At 64.6% G+C, this 18,664-nt stretch carries 23 protein-coding genes; 19 read left to right on the plus strand and 4 right to left on the minus strand.

Translation table 11 applies throughout. The annotated features are described in order from the left end of the window. Positions 1 to 4 precede the first annotated feature (4 nt). Positions 5 to 1,141, plus strand: coding sequence for an iron-containing alcohol dehydrogenase (locus AUL31_RS13345; protein WP_060607376.1), 1,137 nt, complete (start codon positions 5 to 7; stop codon positions 1,139 to 1,141). 4 nt (positions 1,142 to 1,145) lie between these two features. Here AUL31_RS13345 and AUL31_RS13350 read toward each other — a convergent pair whose 3' ends face one another. From AUL31_RS13350 to hemB, 3 genes are all read right to left on the minus strand, one after another. Next, positions 1,146 to 1,904: an arginyltransferase gene (locus AUL31_RS13350; protein ID WP_060607379.1), complete on the minus strand. Its 759-nt coding sequence runs from the start codon at positions 1,902 to 1,904 to the stop codon at positions 1,146 to 1,148. Positions 1,905 to 2,007: 103 nt separating this feature from the next. Beyond that, positions 2,008 to 2,472, minus strand: coding sequence for an RDD family protein (locus AUL31_RS13355; protein WP_060607382.1), 465 nt, complete (start codon positions 2,470 to 2,472; stop codon positions 2,008 to 2,010). A 68-nt stretch (positions 2,473 to 2,540) separates the two neighbouring features. Continuing rightward, the gene (hemB, locus tag AUL31_RS13360; RefSeq protein ID WP_060607385.1) at positions 2,541 to 3,563 is read right to left on the minus strand and encodes a porphobilinogen synthase; all 1,023 of its coding nucleotides are present in this window, start codon (positions 3,561 to 3,563) and stop codon (positions 2,541 to 2,543) included. Between the two features lie 131 nt (positions 3,564 to 3,694). Between hemB and AUL31_RS13365 the strand changes: the two genes are divergently transcribed. The 9 genes from AUL31_RS13365 to nusB all read left to right on the plus strand — a co-directional run bounded on the left by AUL31_RS13365 (position 3,695) and on the right by nusB (position 11,116). After that, positions 3,695 to 4,147: a DUF6163 family protein gene (locus tag AUL31_RS13365; RefSeq protein WP_073469337.1), complete on the plus strand. Its 453-nt coding sequence runs from the start codon at positions 3,695 to 3,697 to the stop codon at positions 4,145 to 4,147. Positions 4,148 to 4,295: 148 nt separating this feature from the next. Then, positions 4,296 to 4,820 (plus strand): transcriptional regulator LdtR, encoded by a 525-nt coding sequence (gene ldtR, locus AUL31_RS13370; protein ID WP_060607391.1) that lies wholly within the window; start codon positions 4,296 to 4,298, stop codon positions 4,818 to 4,820. A gap of 247 nt (positions 4,821 to 5,067) precedes the next feature. Beyond that, a complete protein-coding gene (locus AUL31_RS13375; RefSeq protein ID WP_060608079.1) occupies positions 5,068 to 6,396 on the plus strand; it encodes a L,D-transpeptidase family protein in 1,329 nt (442 codons plus the stop codon). 167 nt (positions 6,397 to 6,563) lie between these two features. Further along, complete coding sequence (gene glyA / locus AUL31_RS13380) at positions 6,564 to 7,883, plus strand: serine hydroxymethyltransferase (protein ID WP_060607394.1); 1,320 nt, start codon at positions 6,564 to 6,566, stop codon at positions 7,881 to 7,883. Between the two features lie 3 nt (positions 7,884 to 7,886). Next, positions 7,887 to 8,363, plus strand: a complete 477-nt coding sequence (gene nrdR / locus AUL31_RS13385) for a transcriptional regulator NrdR (RefSeq protein WP_060607397.1) — start codon at positions 7,887 to 7,889, stop codon at positions 8,361 to 8,363. A gap of 1 nt (position 8,364) precedes the next feature. Then, complete coding sequence (gene ribD / locus AUL31_RS13390) at positions 8,365 to 9,468, plus strand: bifunctional diaminohydroxyphosphoribosylaminopyrimidine deaminase/5-amino-6-(5-phosphoribosylamino)uracil reductase RibD (protein WP_060607400.1); 1,104 nt, start codon at positions 8,365 to 8,367, stop codon at positions 9,466 to 9,468. Between the two features lie 6 nt (positions 9,469 to 9,474). After that, positions 9,475 to 10,098, plus strand: a complete 624-nt coding sequence (locus AUL31_RS13395) for a riboflavin synthase (protein ID WP_060607403.1) — start codon at positions 9,475 to 9,477, stop codon at positions 10,096 to 10,098. Between the two features lie 68 nt (positions 10,099 to 10,166). After that, positions 10,167 to 10,613 carry a 6,7-dimethyl-8-ribityllumazine synthase gene (locus AUL31_RS13400; RefSeq protein WP_060607406.1) on the plus strand — a complete coding sequence of 149 codons (447 nt, stop codon included), beginning with the start codon at positions 10,167 to 10,169 and terminating at the stop codon, positions 10,611 to 10,613. Positions 10,614 to 10,615: 2 nt separating this feature from the next. Continuing rightward, the gene (gene nusB, locus AUL31_RS13405; protein ID WP_060607409.1) at positions 10,616 to 11,116 is read left to right on the plus strand and encodes a transcription antitermination factor NusB; all 501 of its coding nucleotides are present in this window, start codon (positions 10,616 to 10,618) and stop codon (positions 11,114 to 11,116) included. 92 nt (positions 11,117 to 11,208) lie between these two features. Here the strand turns inward: nusB and AUL31_RS13410 are convergent, their stop codons facing one another. Further along, positions 11,209 to 11,736 carry an outer membrane protein assembly factor BamE gene (locus AUL31_RS13410; RefSeq protein ID WP_060608082.1) on the minus strand — a complete coding sequence of 176 codons (528 nt, stop codon included), beginning with the start codon at positions 11,734 to 11,736 and terminating at the stop codon, positions 11,209 to 11,211. A gap of 152 nt (positions 11,737 to 11,888) precedes the next feature. Between AUL31_RS13410 and AUL31_RS13415 the strand changes: the two genes are divergently transcribed. The 9 genes from AUL31_RS13415 (at position 11,889) to AUL31_RS13455 (ending at position 18,663) form a co-directional block, all read left to right on the plus strand. Next, entirely contained in the window at positions 11,889 to 12,440 is a 552-nt protein-coding gene (locus AUL31_RS13415) for a ubiquinol-cytochrome C chaperone family protein (protein ID WP_073469282.1), read from the plus strand. Then, on the plus strand, positions 12,430 to 13,017 hold the full coding sequence (locus AUL31_RS13420; RefSeq protein WP_060607412.1) for a YceD family protein: 588 nt from the start codon (positions 12,430 to 12,432) through the stop codon (positions 13,015 to 13,017). The genes AUL31_RS13415 and AUL31_RS13420 overlap by 11 nt, the downstream gene beginning before the upstream one ends. A gap of 85 nt (positions 13,018 to 13,102) precedes the next feature. Continuing rightward, the gene (gene plsX / locus AUL31_RS13425) at positions 13,103 to 14,182 is read left to right on the plus strand and encodes a phosphate acyltransferase PlsX (protein WP_073469280.1); all 1,080 of its coding nucleotides are present in this window, start codon (positions 13,103 to 13,105) and stop codon (positions 14,180 to 14,182) included. Continuing rightward, a complete protein-coding gene (locus AUL31_RS13430) occupies positions 14,179 to 15,159 on the plus strand; it encodes a beta-ketoacyl-ACP synthase III (RefSeq protein ID WP_060607415.1) in 981 nt (326 codons plus the stop codon). The genes plsX and AUL31_RS13430 overlap by 4 nt, the downstream gene beginning before the upstream one ends. 104 nt (positions 15,160 to 15,263) lie before the next feature. Further along, the gene (locus AUL31_RS13435) at positions 15,264 to 15,599 is read left to right on the plus strand and encodes an integration host factor subunit alpha (RefSeq protein WP_039190270.1); all 336 of its coding nucleotides are present in this window, start codon (positions 15,264 to 15,266) and stop codon (positions 15,597 to 15,599) included. A gap of 15 nt (positions 15,600 to 15,614) precedes the next feature. Next, positions 15,615 to 16,121 carry a MerR family transcriptional regulator gene (locus AUL31_RS13440; protein WP_060607419.1) on the plus strand — a complete coding sequence of 169 codons (507 nt, stop codon included), beginning with the start codon at positions 15,615 to 15,617 and terminating at the stop codon, positions 16,119 to 16,121. A gap of 129 nt (positions 16,122 to 16,250) precedes the next feature. Then, positions 16,251 to 17,066, plus strand: a complete 816-nt coding sequence (locus tag AUL31_RS13445; protein WP_060607422.1) for a MipA/OmpV family protein — start codon at positions 16,251 to 16,253, stop codon at positions 17,064 to 17,066. A gap of 10 nt (positions 17,067 to 17,076) precedes the next feature. Then, positions 17,077 to 18,156, plus strand: a complete 1,080-nt coding sequence (locus AUL31_RS13450; RefSeq protein ID WP_409359970.1) for an MBL fold metallo-hydrolase — start codon at positions 17,077 to 17,079, stop codon at positions 18,154 to 18,156. A gap of 177 nt (positions 18,157 to 18,333) precedes the next feature. After that, complete coding sequence (locus AUL31_RS13455) at positions 18,334 to 18,663, plus strand: DoxX family protein (RefSeq protein ID WP_060607427.1); 330 nt, start codon at positions 18,334 to 18,336, stop codon at positions 18,661 to 18,663. Position 18,664 lies beyond the last annotated feature (1 nt).

The raw sequence follows: 18,664 nt of genomic DNA on the forward strand, positions 1-18,664 counted from the left end.
CCGGATGGCGCTGATCAATTACCTGACGCAGATACAATTTGCGGAGGGCGCGGTTGGCCTTTTGGCGCAGGAACTTGCGGCATTGGGGATAGAGCGTCCGCTTGTCGTGACGGATAAGGGGGTGCGCCAGGCCGGCCTTCTGGACAAGGCGCTTGCCAGCCTTGCAGAAAAGACCGCCGGCATCTTCGACGAAACGCCCGGCAACCCGACGGAGGCCGCCGTCAGGGCGGCAGCCGCCGCCTATCTGGAAAGCGGGGCGGACGGCATCGTCGCCATCGGTGGCGGCTCGGCCATCGACCTGGCAAAGGGTGTTGCCATCGCGGCCACCCATGACGGCCCGCTGAAGGATTATGCCGTGATCGCCGGCGGTGCGGCGCGCATTACGGCGCGCACTGCGCCCGTGGTGGCGGTGCCGACGACGGCAGGTACCGGCAGCGAAGTGGGGCGGGGCGCGATCATCATTCTCGATGATGGGCGCAAGGTCGGGCTGCTGTCGCCCTACCTTATCCCGCGCCGTGCCATCTGCGATCCTGACCTGACGGTAACGCTTCCGGCCGGGCTGACGGCGGCGACGGGCATGGATGCCCTGTCGCATTGCGTGGAAACCTATCTTTCGGCAGCCTACAACCCGCCGGCCGACGGCATCGCGCTGGAGGGACTGCGGCTCGGCTACGGCGCCATCGTCCGCGCGACCGAGTCTCCGCAGGACCGCGCCGCCCGCCGCGACATGATGGCTGCATCGATGATGGGGGCCATGGCCTTCCAGAAGGGGCTTGGCTGCGTCCACAGCCTCAGCCATGCGCTGGGCGGGTTGAACCCGAAGCTGCACCACGGCACGCTGAACGCGATCTTCCTTCCCGCGGTGCTGGCTTTCAACCGCGGTGCGGACAGCGTAAGCGCCGACGGCAAGTTTGCGCGGCTGGCGGCCGTCATGGGCCTTCCGGGGGAGGATGCCGTCATTCCGGCCTTTGCTGCCCTGTCGGCGCGCCTCGGCCTGCCGACCGGCCTGTCGCAACTGGGCGTCGGGCCGGACATGTTCGATGCCGTTGCCGATGGCGCCTTGAAGGATCATACGCACCAGACCAACCCGCGCGAGGCGAGCCGGCAGGACTATCTCGATATGCTGCGCGCTTCGGAGTAACGCGCTAGACCTCGGGCGGCATATACCGTTCCCAGCCGGCGGGGCGCAGATGCTCCTGTGGCTGGAAGCGGATCTTGTAGCCCATCTTCTCGGACCCCTCGACCCAATAGCCGAGATAGACATAGGGAAGGCCCAGGGCGCGGGCGCGCTCCACATGATCGACGATCATGTAGGTGCCGAGGCTGCGGTCGATCTCGGCGGGCTCGTAGAACGAGTAGACCATCGACAGACCGTCGGCCATCACGTCGGTCAGGGCCACGCCCACCAGTGCGCCATCGGACGAGCGCGAGAAAGCCGAGTCCGGCCCCCGCCTGCGATACTGGATCAACTGGGTATCGACCTGGCTGTCCTCGATCATCATCGAGTAGTCCAGCACCGACATTTCCGACATGCCGCCCTGGGCATGGCGCGTATCCAGATAGCGGCGGAACAGCGAATACTGCTCGCTGCTGGCCGAGGCGGAATCCATCCGGCCGATGAGATCGCGGTTGTTGCGCATCACCCGGCGCATGGATTGCGTGGGGCGAAACTCGTCCACGAGGATGCGAACGGAAATGCAGGCGCGGCACCGCTCACAGGCAGGCCTGTAGGCGATGTTCTGACTGCGCCGGAAACCGCCCTGCGTCAACAGATCCAGCAACTCTCCGGCACGCGTGCCGACGAGATGCGTGAAGACCTTGCGTTCGAGTTGTCCGGGTAGATACGGGCAAACGGATGGGGACGTCAGGAAAAACTGCGGCGTTTGCGGATGATGCGCTGTCATCTCTCACCGAACCGATACCGAGCGCCGGATGCGCCGGTTGCCTGCCATATCTTACCCAAAGCCGGGCAGTAGGGAAGTGGCGCGTCGGACACGCGGCGAACAATCAGTGATTTCTGACGACGACGGTACCGAGCAGGTAGTCGTGCAGCAGCTCCTTGTGCCGGGTGAACAGCGACACCAGAAGCACAAGCGGTGTCAGAAGCGACACGCTGGCCCAGAACAGCACACCGTGAAGCACCGCCAGAACGGGGTCTACCGCCTGCCCGTCGAGCCGCGCCACGCGGATATCGAAAAGGCGCATGCCAAGCGTTGCCTGTGCACGGCCGCCCATCGTGAAGCCAATGTAGAGAATGGCGATCAGCGGCAGCATCACCGCGTAGAGCGCCCAGCCGAGACCGAGCGTCAGCAGCCCCAGTATGGCAACGACGATCGCCGCGGGTACGGCCAGTGCCAGCACGATCGCGTAGTCGACCAGAAAGGAAAAGATGCGCCGGGTACGCACGCCGCGATAGGCCCGTACATCGTTGACGATCGCCTGATTGGTATTCACGTCGGCGGTCTGGCTCATAAGCGGTCTCGTCTCTTTCATCGCTGTGACCCCTTGCAGATGGCCCTGCCGCACGCCCTTCGCAAGTCTCAGGCCAGCGCTGTCGCCGCACGCGGCGCGAAATAGGTGAGGATGCCGGCCGCGCCGGCGCGTTTATAGGCCGTCAGAACTTCCATCATGGCGGCATCGCCGTCCAGCCAGCCGCGTTCGGCGGCGGCCATCATCATCGAGTACTCGCCCGATGTCTGATAGGCGAAACAGGGTATGTTGAACTCCTGCACAAGGCGCGTCAGCACGTCGAGATAGGGCAAACCGGGCTTCACCATGATCATGTCGGCGCCTTCGTCGATATCCTGCGCGGCCTCGCGCAGCGCCTCCGCGCAATTGCCCATATCCATCTGGTAGGTGCGCTTGTCGCCCTTCAGAACGCCGGACGAGCCGACCGCATCGCGGAATGTGGAGTAGAAGACCGACGCGTATTTGGCCGCGTAGGACATGATCATCGTATCCTGCAGCCCGGTATCGTCCAGCGCCTGCCGGATCAGCGCCACCCGCCCGTCCATCATGTCGGACGGGCCGACGATGTCGCAGCCGGCCTCGGCCTGCACGATCGCCTGGCGGCACAGAACCTCGACCGAGCGGTCGTTGTCGATGCGTCCATTGTGCACGATGCCGTCATGGCCGTGGCTCGTATAAGGGTCCAGCGCAACGTCGCACAGGATGCCGACTTCCGGCACGGCCGTCTTGATGGCCCGGGTGGCGCGGCAGACGAGATTGTCCGGGTTCAGCGCCTCGCTGCCGTTCTCGTCGCGGCAGCCCCCCTCGTTGAATGGAAAAAGCGCCAGCACCGGAATGCCGAGATCTCGTGCCTGGCGCGCAGCTTCCACCGCACCGGCCACGCTATGGCGGTGCACGCCCGGCATCGAGGCGACAGGCTCCGGGGCGCCGTCGCCATCCCGAACGAAGATCGGCCAGATCAGGTCTGCCGGTGCCAGCCGCGTCTCGCGGACCAGCCGGCGCGACCATTCGTTCTGGCGAAGCCGTCGCATGCGCCGGCCGCCCGTGGCTGCGTCTATGGCGCGTGTGGTGTCACGATGCTCTCGGCCGGTCATGCGGTAACCCTTTCGAACTCTGGCGGCGTTCTAGAACACGAGGGCGCAAATTGGAACCATTCCGCAAAGTACAGGCGCGCCGTACCCGTTTGCGCCTTCACAAGCGGCGCCGGCACGCGCACAATCACTGCATGAAGCGTTCGACCCCCCAAGCGAATCCATCCAGCAGCCTAATCCGAAACATTAGCATATTCATATATCGAATTGTAGCAATTGCGTTTTTTGCCGCCGGCGCCTATTATTGGGTGCGCCTTGCCGGCGTGTATGACGCGCCATTGTGGCGCTTCGATCTGATGCCGCTGGGCTGGCGCATGGCGGCATGCACCTTTGCCGTGCTGTACCCGTTTGCCGGTCTGGGCCTCTGGCTTGCCGGTTCCTGGGGCGCCGTCCTGTGGGGGCTGGTGGCCTTGATCGAGGCTGGGCTGGTCATCGGTCGCCCGGTGGAGTTTTCGGTCAACTGGCCGATCGCCGTTGCCCATGGCGTCGGACTTTCGCTTATTCTGCTGCTCAGGATTGCCGATCTCGTGGCCCGGCGTGCCCGGTCGCGGAGCGCGCGCAACGGGGCGGCTCCGGCGCATTCGTAAACGTCTTGTTAAGCGCGATTGCGCCGGAACCGGTATTTAAGGTTTCGTTGACTCTGCCCATTAAGCAGCCGTTTAGGCGCCCCGCGCGAGGCTCCGGCCCATCGTGCCGTCATGTGCGGCTACCTGTACAAGGACCGGAGCACCATTCATGAGTAACCAGAGGAACGCCCAGGCAGCGGCGGCCCAAAGGGAGGGAGCGTCGGAGGACGATGCTCCGCTGAAGACGCTCTACCTCGAAACACTGCAACTGGTGGAGCGGCTGCACCGGCGTCTGCTGGATGTCGTCAAGGACGAGTTCGACCGCGCCGGACGCACCGATATCAATGCGGTGCAGGCCCTTCTGCTCTTCAATATCGGGGATAGCATCCTGACCGCGGGGGAGCTGCGCTCACGCGGGTTCTACCTGGGGTCGAATGTCTCCTACAATCTGAAGAAGCTGGTGGAGCTCGGTTTCATCGACCATCAGAAGTCGGCCAGCGACAAGCGCGCCGTGCGCATTTCGCTGACGCCCGAGGGGCTTGCGATCGCCGAAACCGTGGCCGAACTCTACGATCGGCACATCGTGTCCATCGACAAGGTGGGCGGCCTCGGCGAGCAGGAATTCCAGAAGATGAATCGGTCGCTGCAGCGGCTCGACAGGTTCTGGAACGACACCATCATGTATCGCCTGTAACCGGGCATATCTTTCGAACAGGCATCAGGGCGCTGTGACACTTCTGTCGCAGCGCCTTGTCGTACATTGGCAAATGTGGCGGGTGGCAACGGATTCCCTTTCCGTTTCCACGGTTTGGCCATATTGACATGGCTTGCAGGAAATTCTTGCGGCAAGGGCTCAGCCTGCCGGATTTCCAATTGATTTACCATGCGCATGGTAGGGATTTCGGCTCAAAGGCCGGCTCAGGTTGCAGGGGGTGCTCATCATGGATGCGATTTCCAGGTTCGGACGTGCAAGATTCACGCGTCGCAGCGTCGTTGCCGGTGCGGCAACGGTTGCGGGGCTTGCCGCCCTTCCGGGCTCGGCACTGGCCCAGTCGGCCTTGCAGGACGTGCTCATGGCCCCCAACCGTGGCGGCTGGAACGACCAGTTCGACACCCGGTCGGCCAATGTCGCCTCCGTGCGGTCCAACCAGCCGGTTTTCTCGCCCAACACGGCGGCTGCCATGCAGCAGGCCATTGCCGCCTATAACCAGATTTCGATGGCCGGCGGCTGGCCGATGGTGCCGGAAGGCCAGGTGCTGAAGCTGGGTGTCGAGCATCCCGCCGTCATGGCCCTGCGCGAGCGCCTTGCCATTTCGGGCGATCTGCCGCGCTCGGCCGGGCAGTCCGCTTCGTTCGACACCTATGTCGACGCGGCGGTCAAGCGCTTCCAGACCCGGCACGGCCTGCCGTCCGACGGTGTCGTTTCCGAGCATACGTTCAAGGCCATGAACGTGCCGACCAGCGTGCGCCTCAGCCAGTTGCAGGTGAACCTGCAGCGCCTTCAGGCCGAAAGCTACGACGCGCCGCGCTTCGTCATGGTGAATATCCCGGCGGCGTCGATCGAGGCTGTCGAGGGCGGCCGCGTCGTGCAGCGCCACACGGCGGTTGTCGGCAAGATCGACCGGCAGACCCCGCTTTTGAAGTCGCGGATCACCAATCTCAACATGAACCCGTACTGGCATGCGCCGACTTCCATCGTGCGCAAGGACATCATTCCGCTGATGCGGAAGGACCCGACCTACCTGGAGCGGAACGACATCTTCATCTATGCCGGCGATGGCAGCGTCATTCCGCCGTCGCAGATCGACTGGAACACGGAAGAGGCGACCCGCTATCTGTTCCGGCAGAATCCGGGAAAGAACAACGCGATGTCCTCGGTGAAGATCAACTTCCCGAACCAGCATTCGGTGTACATGCACGATACGCCGCAGCAGAGCGTGTTCTCGCAGCTCATGCGCTTCGAATCGTCCGGCTGCGTCCGTGTGCAGAACGTCCGCGACCTGATCGTCTGGCTGGCCAAGAATACGCCCGGCTGGGACCGCGCCACGATGGAGCAGGTCATCGCGCGGCGCGAGCGCAAGGACGTAAACCTCGTCGATCCGGTGCCGCTGACCTTCACTTACCTCACGGCCTGGGCGACCGACCCGACGGTCGTGCAGTTCCGCGACGATATCTACCGTCGCGACGGTTCCGAGCAGCTTGCCATGTCGGACGTGCGTCCGGTGGCCTACCAGCCGGGCGAGCAGGTTTCCACGGGCATCAGCTACTGACCCTTGTGCCCGGTCGGATTTGACAGGAGCCGGCGGCGCACAGCTGCCGGCTTTTGTCGTTTGTGCACCGGATAGATTTGGTGGCGTGCGTTAACCTTCCGTGATAGACGGCACCCCATCGCCGCAGGGCAAAGGCAGCCCCGGCCGGTCAAATCGGAGCATCAGGAATGTCGCAGGCTTACGCGCAGCAACCGTCGCATCGTCATGACGCCTTCTTCAACGAAGGTATCGCGTCCGTCGATCCGGAGCTCTTCGCCGCGATGAAGGGCGAACTCAGCCGCCAGAGCCACGAGATCGAGTTGATCGCCTCGGAAAACATCGTCTCCCGCGCGGTGCTGGAGGCGCAGGGATCCGTTCTGACCAACAAGTATGCCGAGGGCTATCCCGGCCGTCGCTACTATGGCGGTTGCGAGTATGTCGACATCGCCGAGCAACTGGCCATCGACCGGGCGCGTGAGCTGTTCGGCTGCGGCTTCGCCAATGTGCAGCCCAATTCCGGCAGCCAGGCCAACCAGGCCGTTCTGATGGCGCTGTCCAAGCCGGGCGAAACCATCCTCGGCATGAGCCTCGATGCCGGTGGCCACCTGACGCATGGCGCAAAGCCCAACCTTTCGGGGCGCTGGTTCAACGCCGTGCAGTACGGCCTCGACGTGGAAACCGGCCTGATCGACTACGATCAGGTGGCCGCGCTGGCGGAAGAGCATAAGCCGCGCATCATCGTGGCCGGCGGCTCTGCCTATTCGCGTCGTATCGATTTCGCGCGCTTCCGCGCCATTGCCGACGCGGTCGGGGCGTTCCTGTGGGTCGACATGGCGCATTTTGCCGGCCTCGTCGCCGCAGGAGAGCATCCGAGCCCGTTCCCGCATGCCGATGTCGTCACCTCCACCACGCACAAGACCCTGCGCGGCCCGCGCGGTGGACTGGTGCTGACGAATAACGAGGACATCGCCAAGAAGATCAATTCGGCGATCTTCCCCGGGCTCCAGGGCGGGCCGCTGATGCATGTGATCGCCGGCAAGGCGGTGGCCTTCAAGGAGGCGCTTGCACCGGAATACAAGAGCTACATGAAGGCCGTTGCGGAAAACGCCAAGGTTCTGGCCGAGACGTTGCGGGAAGGCGGTCTCGATATCGTTTCGGGCGGCACCGATACGCACCTGATGCTGGTGGACCTGCGGCCCAAGATGCTGACGGGCAAGGTGTCGGAAGTGGCCCTGGGCCGCGCCGGCATCACCTGCAACAAGAACGGCGTTCCGAACGATCCGGAAAAGCCCACCATCACCTCCGGCGTTCGGCTTGGCACCCCGGCCGCGACGACGCGCGGCTTCGGCACGGCCGAGTTCCGCGAGGTCGGGCAGCTCATCGTCGAGGTGCTGGACGGCCTGAAGCGCTCCAACGACCCGGAGGGCAACGCGGCGGTCGAGGCGGCGGTGAAGACCAAGGTGCTTGCCCTTACCGAACGCTTCCCGATCTACCCGACGCTCGGCTGATCCATGCGCTGCCCCTTCTGCGGATCGCAGGAAACGCAGGTCAAGGATTCCCGGCCAGCCGAGGAAGGCGCCGCCATCAGGCGGCGCCGGATCTGCCCCGATTGCAGCGGCCGTTTCACAACCTTCGAGCGGGTGCAGCTACGCGATCTGGTGGTGGTGAAGCGATCGGGCCGGCGCGTGCCCTTCGACAGGGACAAGCTGGCGCGCTCGGTTGAAACGGCGCTGCGCAAGCGCTCGGTGGACCAGGAGCGGGTGGACAGGATGATCTCCGGTATCGTCCGCCAGCTCGAATCCACCAGCGACGGGGATGTCGCCTCCGAAGAGATCGGCCGCCTCGTCATGGAAGCGCTGCGCGGGGTGGACGATGTCGCCTATGTGCGCTTTGCCTCCGTCTACCGGGATTTCAGGGAAGCGCGCGACTTCGAGACGCTGATCAGCGAGCTCGCGTCACCGCCGACGGTTTCCGACGACAAGGACTGATATGGCCATTGCGCCGAACACGCAGGATGACGAACGCTTCATGGCGGCGGCAATCCGCCTGTCGCAACGTCATGTCGGCGTTACGGGCTCCAACCCCTCGGTCGGCGCCCTGATCGTGCGCTTCGACGGGGCCGGCGAACCACGCGTGGTGGGGCGCGGCGTGACGGCCGGTGGCGGGCGGCCGCATGCCGAAGTCGTTGCCCTGTCGGAAGCCGGCGATGCGGCGCGTGGCGCCACTGTCTATGTCACGCTGGAGCCATGCTCGCACCATGGCCTGACGCCGCCCTGCGCCAGCGCATTGCTGCGTGCCGGCGTCAGGCGCGTGGTGGTTGCCCTGGGCGATCCCGATGGGCGGGTGGACGGACGCGGTTTCGCCATGCTGCGGGCCGGCGGCGTGGATGTGGTGGAAAAGGTCGGCGCGGCCCATGCGCGCGATCCGCTGGCCGGGTTCATGACGCGCATGCTGACAGGCCGCCCGCTGCTGACGGTCAAGGTGGCGGTGTCCGCCGATGGCGGCATTGCCCGGGCCGGCCACCGCCCGGCGCAGATCACCTCGTCCATCGCCAACGCGCAGACGCATCTGGTGCGCGCGCGCTCGGACGTCATCCTGGTGGGGGTGGGCACGGTGGCCAGCGACGATCCGATGCTGACCTGCAGGCTGCCAGGCCTCGAGGGCCGCTCGCCCATCCGTGTCGTCTACGACCCTGCGCTTCGCACACGGATCGACGCAAAGCTGGTATCCACCGCAGGACAGGTCCCCACCATCCTCGCCATTCGAGAGGGCGTTCCCAACGAGCGGCGTGACGCCTTCCGCGAAGCGGGATGCGAATTCATTACGCTGGCGGAGGGCGAGGGGCCGGAGGCTCTGCTGCGCCACCTGGGCGAGCGGCGTGTATCGTCCGTGCTGTTCGAGGCGGGAGAACGGCTCGGCCGGTCGGTTCTGGATGCCGGCCTTGCCGACAGGATCGTCGTGGTGCGGGCGCCGATGGTGCTGGGGCCGGGGCGGGTTGTTTCTCCGGTGCGCGATGATCATCTGTCCGCCATGCGCCTGACGCGCGAAGAGCGTTTTGGATGCGACGTCTGGCGCGAATATGAGAGGATATGAAAGCCGATGTTTACCGGTATCGTCACCGATGTCGGGCGGGTTGCCGCCGTTCGCACCCTGGATGAAGGGCGGGCCTTCCGCGTCGAGACGGCCTATGATCCCGCCGGCATCGATATCGGCGCCTCTATCGCGTGCTCCGGCGTGTGCCTGACAGTCACCGCGCTGTCGCCGGAAGAGTCGAACACGCGCTGGTTCGAGGTCGAGGCTTGGGAGGAGGCCCTGCGGCTGACGACGGCCCGCGCCTGGGATGAAGGAACACGCATCAACCTGGAGCGGGCGCTTCGAGTGGGCGATGAACTCGGCGGGCATCTCGTGTCCGGCCATGTCGACGGAACCGGCGAAATCGTCGCCGTGGAGACCGAGGGAGAGGCGACCCGCTTTCGCGTTCGCGTGTCGCCGGAGCTCAAGCGGTTCATTGCCGTCAAGGGTTCGGTCTGCATGGATGGCACCTCGCTGACGGTCAACGGCGTCGACGACGATGTGTTCGACGTGCTCCTGATCCGCCATTCGCTGGAGGTGACCACCTGGGGCGAAAGACAAAAAGGTGACATCGTCAATCTTGAGGTCGACCAGATTGCGCGCTATGCGGAACGCCTGTTCGGGGCCAACTCCGGTATGCACGGCGATTGACGGTCGGCTCTCCTGCACGCACACGGGGCGTTCTCCCCAGTTTTCTGACATCGGGATATTCGAAAGACATGGCTCAGGCACCGCACCTCCTCATCGTCGAGGCACGCTTCTACGACCATCTGGCCGACCACCTCATCGAGGGGGCTCGCGGCGAGATCGAGCGTGCGGGTGCGACCTGTGATGTCGTCACGGTTCCGGGGGCGCTCGAAATCCCCGGTGCGATCACTTTCGCCCTCGCCGGGGAAGATACCGGTGGCAAGTCCTATGACGGTTTCGTGGCTCTCGGCTGCGTCATCCGGGGCGAGACCTATCATTTCGAGATCGTCGCCAACGAGTCCAGCCGCGCCTTGATGGACCTGTCGATGGAAGGCGTTGCCATCGGCAACGGGATCCTCACCGTCGAGAACGAAGAGCAGGCGCTCGACAGGGCCATGGTGTCGCGCAAGAACAAGGGCGCCTCGGCGGCTGCGGCGGCGCTGACGATGATCGATCTGCGCAACCGCATGGGGTTGTGAGCATGTCCGAAGAAACCCCGCGCCCCATCCGCCAGGCCAACAAGCGCGGCGCTGCCCGGCTGGCGGCGGTGCAGGCTTTGTACCAGATGGATGTGGGTGGCACCGGCCTGGTCGAGACCGTGGCCGAATACGAGTCGTTCCGGCTTGGGCGCGAACTCGATGGCGATACGTATCGCGAGGCAGACGCGGCCTGGTTTCGCGATATCGTATCCGGCGTGGTGCGGGCGCAGAAGAGCATCGACCCGCTGATCCATTCGTCCCTGACGGCCGATTGGCCGCTGTCGCGGCTGGACGCCACCCTGCGCGCCATCCTGCGTGCCGGCTCCTATGAGGTCATCGAGCGCAAGGACGTGCCCGTGGCGGTCATCGTGACCGAGTATGTGGACATCGCCAAGGCCTTCTACTCGGAAGACGAGCCGCGCCTTGTCAATGCAGTGCTGGATCGTGTGTCGCGCCGCGCCCGTGGGGAAGGCCGCGGTCGAGAGATCGAAACCAGGGATTGAGCATTCCGGGCCTGCGGCAGACAGAGGCCCATTATGCGAAACGGCCACCCGATGGGTGGCCGTTCTTGTATCGAGGCTCGTAAGCCAGACCCTTACATGGAGCCCGGCTGGTCGCGCTGCAGCGTGCGCTGGATGGCCGATGGATCCGGCTGCTCGGACAGGATCGAGCCCAGGAAGCTGGCGTCGCGTCCGCCGGTGGGCGTCGTGCGCGTCACGAAATCGAACAATTCGCCGTTCTGCAGGCCGTAATTGGCGATGCGGTCGACGCGATTGTCCTTGTTGAAGTAGACGGCCAGGATGCGCTGATCCACCAGGCTCGGCTGCATGAAGGCAAACTGGCGAACGCGCTTCTGCGAGATGTAGTAGAACACCTCGTTGTCGAAGATCGCGGTGGTGGACGGCGATCCGAGCGCCAGCAGCACCTGCTCGCGGCTGGAGCCGACCGGCACCAGCGACAGGGCCTGTTCGTCGATTATATAGCCCTGATTGTAAACCTCCGCCGTCTGGCAGCCTGCAAGGGCGAGGGCGGACGCCATCCCCAATGCAGCCAGCAACGGTCGGATGGGAGGGGCAAGTCTGGTCACGCGGTTCGTCTCCCTGCTGTCGACGCGCAAAGGCATCCATACGTGCATGGGCGCCAAGGGCGCCGGTGACGCACATTTAGAGCAACGTGTATCCAATTGGAACAGGGCGATTGCGCGGCGTCGACGTTGCAATTGTCGTCCGGCCATGCGAACGCCTGTCCGCACCGAGACCTGCCGGATGAGAAGGGATGCTTGAACGTTTCCGCCGCAAGCGCCGCAACAAGGCGATCGTCGAGCAACTCTATGACGGGGTCGTCGCGCGCGCCCGCGCTCCGCGTTTCTTCGAGGCGGGGGGCCTTCCCGATACGGTGATGGGGCGGTTCGACGCCCTTGCCATCGAGATGTTCCTGTTTTTGCGCCGCTGCGGAAGCGAGCCCGCGCTGCAGCCGTTGGCGCAGGATGTGGTGGACCGGTTCATGACCGACATGGACCACTCCATGCGCGAGATCGGCATAGGCTACATGACCGTGCCCAAACGCATGCGCAAGCTGGCGGGGCTTTTCTACCAGAGGGTTCGTGCGCTTGGCGGTCCGCTGGACCGCGCCGACCGCGACGCTCTTGCGGCGGCCCTGGCGGGCGAGAAGCTGGGCGGCGGCGAAGCCTTGTCCGATGCGCACATCGCCTTCTGGGCCGCTCACATTCTCGACACGTCACACCTATATGCGGCAATCGATCGAACCGAGATCCTTGCCGGCCAATGGCCGGTCGATCCGGGCAGGAGCGGCAAAAATGAAGGGTGAAAAACCGGTGGTTGATGCGGGCCAACACGGCCTCGATCTGACGGTCGTCGTCCGCAGTTTGCCGCGGACGGGCAACCGGATAATCTTCGAGGCATCCGACCGCGAGCGCACGGCACTGGCTGCGTTTCTGGGGATTCTGTCGGTCGATACGCTGAAGGCGGACCTGACGGTTGCGCCCTGGCGGCGGGACGGTATCAGCGTCAGGGGCACGATGTCGGCCGTGGTGCGGCAGGCTTCCGTGGTGACGCTGGAGCCGGTGGAAGAGCGGATCGACCAGCATCTGGACCTCGTCTTCCTGCCGGAGCATTCCAGGTTGGCGCGAATCGACTCCGGCGAGGATGGAGAGATTCATCTCGATCCCGAAGGAGACGATATTCCCGAAACTTTCAGCGGCGACCGGATCGATCTCGGGGCAGCGCTTGTCGAGCAGCTCGCCCTGGCGCTGGAGCCTTACCCGCGCGAGGATGGAGCCGCTTTCGAGGCTTTCGACACCGATCCGGAGCCCGACGCGCGCGCGCCATCGCCCTTTGCGGGGCTTAAGGGATTGAAGGCGGCGAAGCCCGAAGAAAACGATTGAGGCTGTTGCTGTCCGCTAACATTTGGATATTTTGGCGCGCCGCGGCCCACTGGCCGCGAAGTGCCGCGATGGAAGGTATCGAGACTTGAGTTCCAATGCTGGAATCCGCATCGCGGTGGATGTCATGGGGGGCGACCATGGCCCATCCGTCATCCTGGCTGGCGCGGACATCGCCCTCGAGCGGCATCCGGATATGCGCTTCGTGCTGTTCGGGCGCGAAGAGGAAGTGCTGCCCGAGCTGGAAAAATATCCTCGGCTGAAGGCCGTCTCGACATTCCACCACTGCGAAGTTTCCGTCCGCATGGACGACAAGCCGTCGCAGGCACTGCGGCAGGGACGCTACAAATCGTCGATGTGGCGGGCAATCGACGCGGTCAAGACAGGCGAGGCGGATGTTGCCGTTTCGGCCGGCAACACCGGCGCCCTCATGGCGATGGCCAAGTTCTGCCTGCGCACCATGGCCAATATCGAGCGACCGGCGATCGCCTGCATCTGGCCGACCATCAAGGGCGAGAGCATCGTCCTCGACGTCGGCGCCACCATCGGCGCCGACGCGCAGCAACTGGTGGACTTTTCGGTCATGGGCGCCGCCATGGCACGCGCCGTGCTGGCCATCCAGCGCCCGACGATCGGCCTGCTCAACATCGGCGTGGAAGAGGTGAAGGGCCAGGATGAGATCCGCGAAGCCGGGCGCCTCCTGCGCGAAAGCACGATCGAGGACCTCAGCTATCACGGCTTCGTTGAAGGCAACGACCTTGGGCGCGGTACGGTGGACGTGGTGGTGACCGAGGGCTTTACCGGCAACGTCGCCCTGAAGACGGCCGAAGGCACGGTCAAGCAGGTGGCCTCCTACCTGCGCGATTCGCTCAGCCGGACGTTGCTGTCGCGGCTTGGCTATTTCCTGGCGCGCGGCGCATTCGCCCGCCTGCGGGAAAAGCTGGATCCGCGCAAGGTGAACGGCGGGGTGTTCCTGGGGCTGAACGGCATCGTCATCAAGAGCCATGGCGGCTCCGACGCGGAGGGTACAGCCGCGGCGATGGACATCGCGCATGCCATGGCGACGGCCGATCTCGTCCGGAAGATCGCCAGGGATCTGGAAATTTTCAACCTGGGCCTGACTGCGTCCGTAGCGCCTTCGGACCAAGCCGCGGAGCGCGCCCAATGACTGTTCTACGATCCGTCGTTCGCGGCACCGGCTCCTATCTGCCCGACCGCATCATGGCCAACCGCGACTTCGAGGGCGTCGTCGAGACGTCGGACGAGTGGATCCGCCAGCGCACGGGCATAGCCAATCGCCATATCGCCGCGCCCGAAGACACGACAGCCTCGATGGGCGAGAAGGCCGCGCGGCGTGCACTGGATGCGGCTGGGCTGCAGCCCTCCGACATCGATCTCATCATCCTGGCCACGGCGACACCGGACAACACATTCCCGGCGTCGTCCGTGCAGGTGCAGCACCGGCTGGGCATCGACCACGGTTTCGCCTTCGACCTGCAGGCCGTATGCAGCGGGTTCGTCTACGCCGTCACCACGGCCGATCTTTATCTGCGGTCCGGCATGGCGCGACGCGCGCTGGTGATCGGCTCGGAAACCTTTTCTCGCATCCTTGACTGGACCGATCGCACGACCTGCGTCCTGTTCGGCGACGGGGCGGGCGCCGTGGTGCTGGAAGCGGTGCAGGGCAACGGAGACCTGGCCGACGAGGGCATCCTCGTGTCCAAGCTGCGGTCGGATGGCCAGCACAAGGAAAAGCTTTTCGTCGATGGCGGCCCCTCGACCACCGGTACGGTCGGCAAGCTGCGCATGGAGGGCCGGGAGGTCTTCAAGCATGCGGTGGGCATGATCACCGATGTCATCGACGATTCTTTCCAGGCTCTTGCCATCGGGCCCGACGATATCGACTGGTTCGTACCGCATCAGGCCAACCGCCGCATCATCGACGCATCGGCCAGAAAGCTGGGCATCGCGCCGGAAAAAGTGGTCATGACGGTCGAGAATCATGGCAACACATCGGCCGCCTCTATCCCGCTTGCGCTGGACCTTGCGGTACGCGACGGACGCATCGAAAAGGGCGACCTCGTCCTCATCGAGGCGATGGGCGGTGGCTTCACCTGGGGTGCTTCCATCATCCGGTGGTCTTGAATATCCTTGATTTCATTCGGCTATTCGGTATGGTTCGACCATAGGTCCGCAGCGGACGGGCAGGGGGTGCCCTCTTCCGCGGTTTTTCAGATCGAGGGGTAGATATGAGCGACAGGACGGTCACGCGCGCCGATCTGGCTGAAGCGGTGTTTCGGAAGATCGGACTTTCCCGGACGGAATCGGCCTATCTGGTCGAATCCATCCTCGAGGAAATCTGCGCCACGATCGCCCGTGGCGAGAGCGTGAAGATATCTTCCTTCGGCTCGTTTCTGGTGCGCGACAAGAACGAGCGTGTCGGTCGCAACCCCAAGACCGGCGAAGAGGTGCCCATTTCTCCGCGCCGCGTCACGGTGTTCAAACCGTCCAACGTGATGAAAGAGCGTATACTGGCCGCCCATATGGCGCGCACCGAGGAAGGCGTCCTCAAGGCCGCCGAATAAAGGGCCGCGCCGACCATGGTTGACAAGAGCGCCGACGCATTCCGCACGATCAGCGAGGTCGCAGAAGACCTCGACCTGCCGCAGCATGTGCTTCGTTTCTGGGAAACGCGATTTCCGCAGATCAAGCCCATGAAGCGAGGCGGGGGCCGACGCTATTATCGCCCCGACGACATCGATCTGCTGCGCGGCATCCGGTATCTCCTGTACGTCAAGGGATACACGATCAAGGGTGTCCAGAAGATCCTCAAGGAAAACAGTAACCGCTTCGTGATCGCCATTGGCGCCGGGGATACGCAGGGCCTGGATTCGATGCCGGCTCCGCAGGCCGGCCATGTCGCGGAAGCGCCCCCGCGCGATCTGGAGCCGCAGGCAGAACGCCAGAAAAGCGGGCTTTCCAACCTGCTCCGGCGCGATCGCGACGTGATGGGCGGCAGCGCCCTGCCGCCGGATGCCGCCGCGCGGCTAAACCAGGTGCTTCTGGAACTGCTGGAATTGAAGCGTCTTCTGGATCAGGTGCGCTAAGCATCGCGCGGTGCACCATAGTTGCCCAATAGCCATAATGCCCCGGCGATGCGCCGACGCCCACTTGATCCATTCCGGATAACTGACAATTGTGCCGGCAAGGTTCATTGCGTTCGAGGGTCGAGGGACATGCGCAACTTCATCGCACAGCTGATGGCATGCAGCGTATTGGCCGGCATCGGCGCCGCGCAAGCTCAGGAAGCGCCGGTTACGGCCAACGCGCCGGCGCCCGGTACGGATATCGTCATCGAGCTCGGCGTCGGGCCGCTTGCCCGCCCCAACTTCGAAGGCGCCAACAAGTACGAGGTCGTGGCCAGCCCGACCATCCGCGTCCACTACCTGAACATTCCGGGCCTGATCGAATTCGGCGGCGGGCTGGATTCCGGCCTGAGCATCGGGCCGTCCTTCGGTTACGTCGGCGAGCGCAAGGCCTCCGACGCGCCCCAGCTTTCCGGCTTGCGCGATCTCGACGCCACCTACGAGCTCGGCCTGCGGCTCGGCTATGGTTGGGATTTAAGCGCCGCCTATGGAGCGGAAGTCTACGGTGAGGCGCGCTATGCCTTCAACGAAGCCGAAGGTTTCGTCGGTGGTTTCGGCGCCAACGCCATCTTCCGCCCGACCGAGCTGCTGACGTTGAAGCTCGGGCCCAATGCTACGCTGGCCTCCAGCGACTATGCCGAGACCTACTTCTCCGTCTCGCCCGAGGAAAGCCTCGCGACCGGGGGCCGGCTCGAGGCCTATGAGGCGTCGGGCGGCTTCAAGACGGTCGGCCTTCGCGCGGAATCGCGGTTCGAAGTCCGCCCGACCTGGTTCCTGAACGGGGAGTTCGGCTACGACCGCCTCGTCGGCGACGCTGCGGATTCGCCCATCGTCGAGGCGGGCAGCCGCGACCAGCTCTATTTCGGCATCGGCATTTCCAAGACATTCTCCCTCGACCTCTTCTAAGGGGCTGCACGTGAACCGCCGCCGCCTGTTGAAAACCATGGCGGCGGTTGGCGCCGTGGCAGGAGCCGCTGGCCTGGCGACGCGCAAGGCGCAGGCGGCCAACCGATATTACGGTGGCCCGGTCTCCGACCATTTCGACGGAACGCGGTTCTTCAACCCCGGCGGCGAGGAGCCGGGCGGACTCGGCAACCTGCTGCGCTGGAAGCTGAATGGAGCGCGCGCCCGCTGGCCGGAGCGGTGGCCTTCGGAACCGCAGTTCGCAACGCCGGCAGACCGATTGGCCGAAGGCGCGATGCGGGTGACGCTGATCGGCCATGCGACCTATCTGATCCAGATGGCCGGGTTGAACATTCTGACAGACCCCGTCTATTCGGACCGTGCATCGCCGGTCGGCTTCGCAGGGCCAAAGCGGGTGAACCCTCCCGGCATCCGCTTCGAGGATCTGCCGCCCATCGACCTCGTGCTGCTGACGCATAACCACTACGACCATCTGGACGTGGATACGCTGGCGCGCCTGAAAGCCACGCATGACCCGCTGGTGGCGACGCCGCTGGGCAATGACGTGATCGTATTGCGCCATGTGCCCGATATGCGGATCACCGTCATGGATTGGGGGCAATCCTTTGCGTTCGGGCCGGTGACGGTGCATTGCGAACCGGCGCATCATTGGTCGGCGCGGGGCATCGGCGACAGGCGCATGGCACTCTGGAGCGCTTTCGCGATCACCCATCCGGCCGGCAATCTGTATCATATCGGCGATACCGGCTTTCATTCCGGCATCAACTACCGCGACGCCGCCCGTAAGTTCACGGGGTTTCGCCTGGCATGCTTGCCCATCGGCGCCTATGAGCCCCGCTGGTTCATGCGTGCGCAGCATCAGAACCCCGAAGACGCCGTCGAGGGCTTCAAGCTGTGCAACGCCAGCTTTGCCGCCGGCCATCATTGGGGCACGTTCCAGCTAACGGACGAGGCGATCGATGCGCCGCCCTCGGCGCTGGAGTCCGCCATGCGCAACGCGGAGCTGGATACGACGCGGTTCCGGGCCCTGTGGCCAAGCTCTGCCTGGGACATACCGCTAGCAACCGCCTGAACACCGCGACCCCGCCGCAGGCCGGGTCGGACGGCGGGCGGCGTTGTAGCTCGGTGTCGTGGGTCGTCTATCCGCGTCACGCAACGGTTTCATGACAGGCGCCGAGACATGCGGCGATCTATCCGCCGCACTCCGCTTGTGTCATGATTTTACGGGCATTGAACGGCGGAGAGGTGCATGCTGGGGGTCGTGCTCGGATGGATCATCGCGACCTTTTTCATCGCCAATGGGCTGGTGAACCTGTACGGGCCGGAATCCATGCGCGCAGCCTTCTTCCGCTGGGGTTTTCCGCGCTGGTTCCACCTCGTCAACGGCGCAATCCAGGTCGTGATCGGGGTGCTGATCCTGCTACCGGCCAGCCGCATGATCGGCCTGGGCCTCGGTGTAGCGCTATCGGCCGCCATATTGATCGTGCTGTTCAGGCAGCGTGAACTGCGTCACGCGCTGCCCTGCCTGACGCTTCTTGCCTCGTTGCTGGTTGCCGCATGGGAACAGAGCCTTCGGTAGG

Source organism: Aureimonas altamirensis, assembly GCF_001463885.1.
In the GTDB taxonomy this organism is placed as follows: domain Bacteria; phylum Pseudomonadota; class Alphaproteobacteria; order Rhizobiales; family Rhizobiaceae; genus Aureimonas; species Aureimonas altamirensis.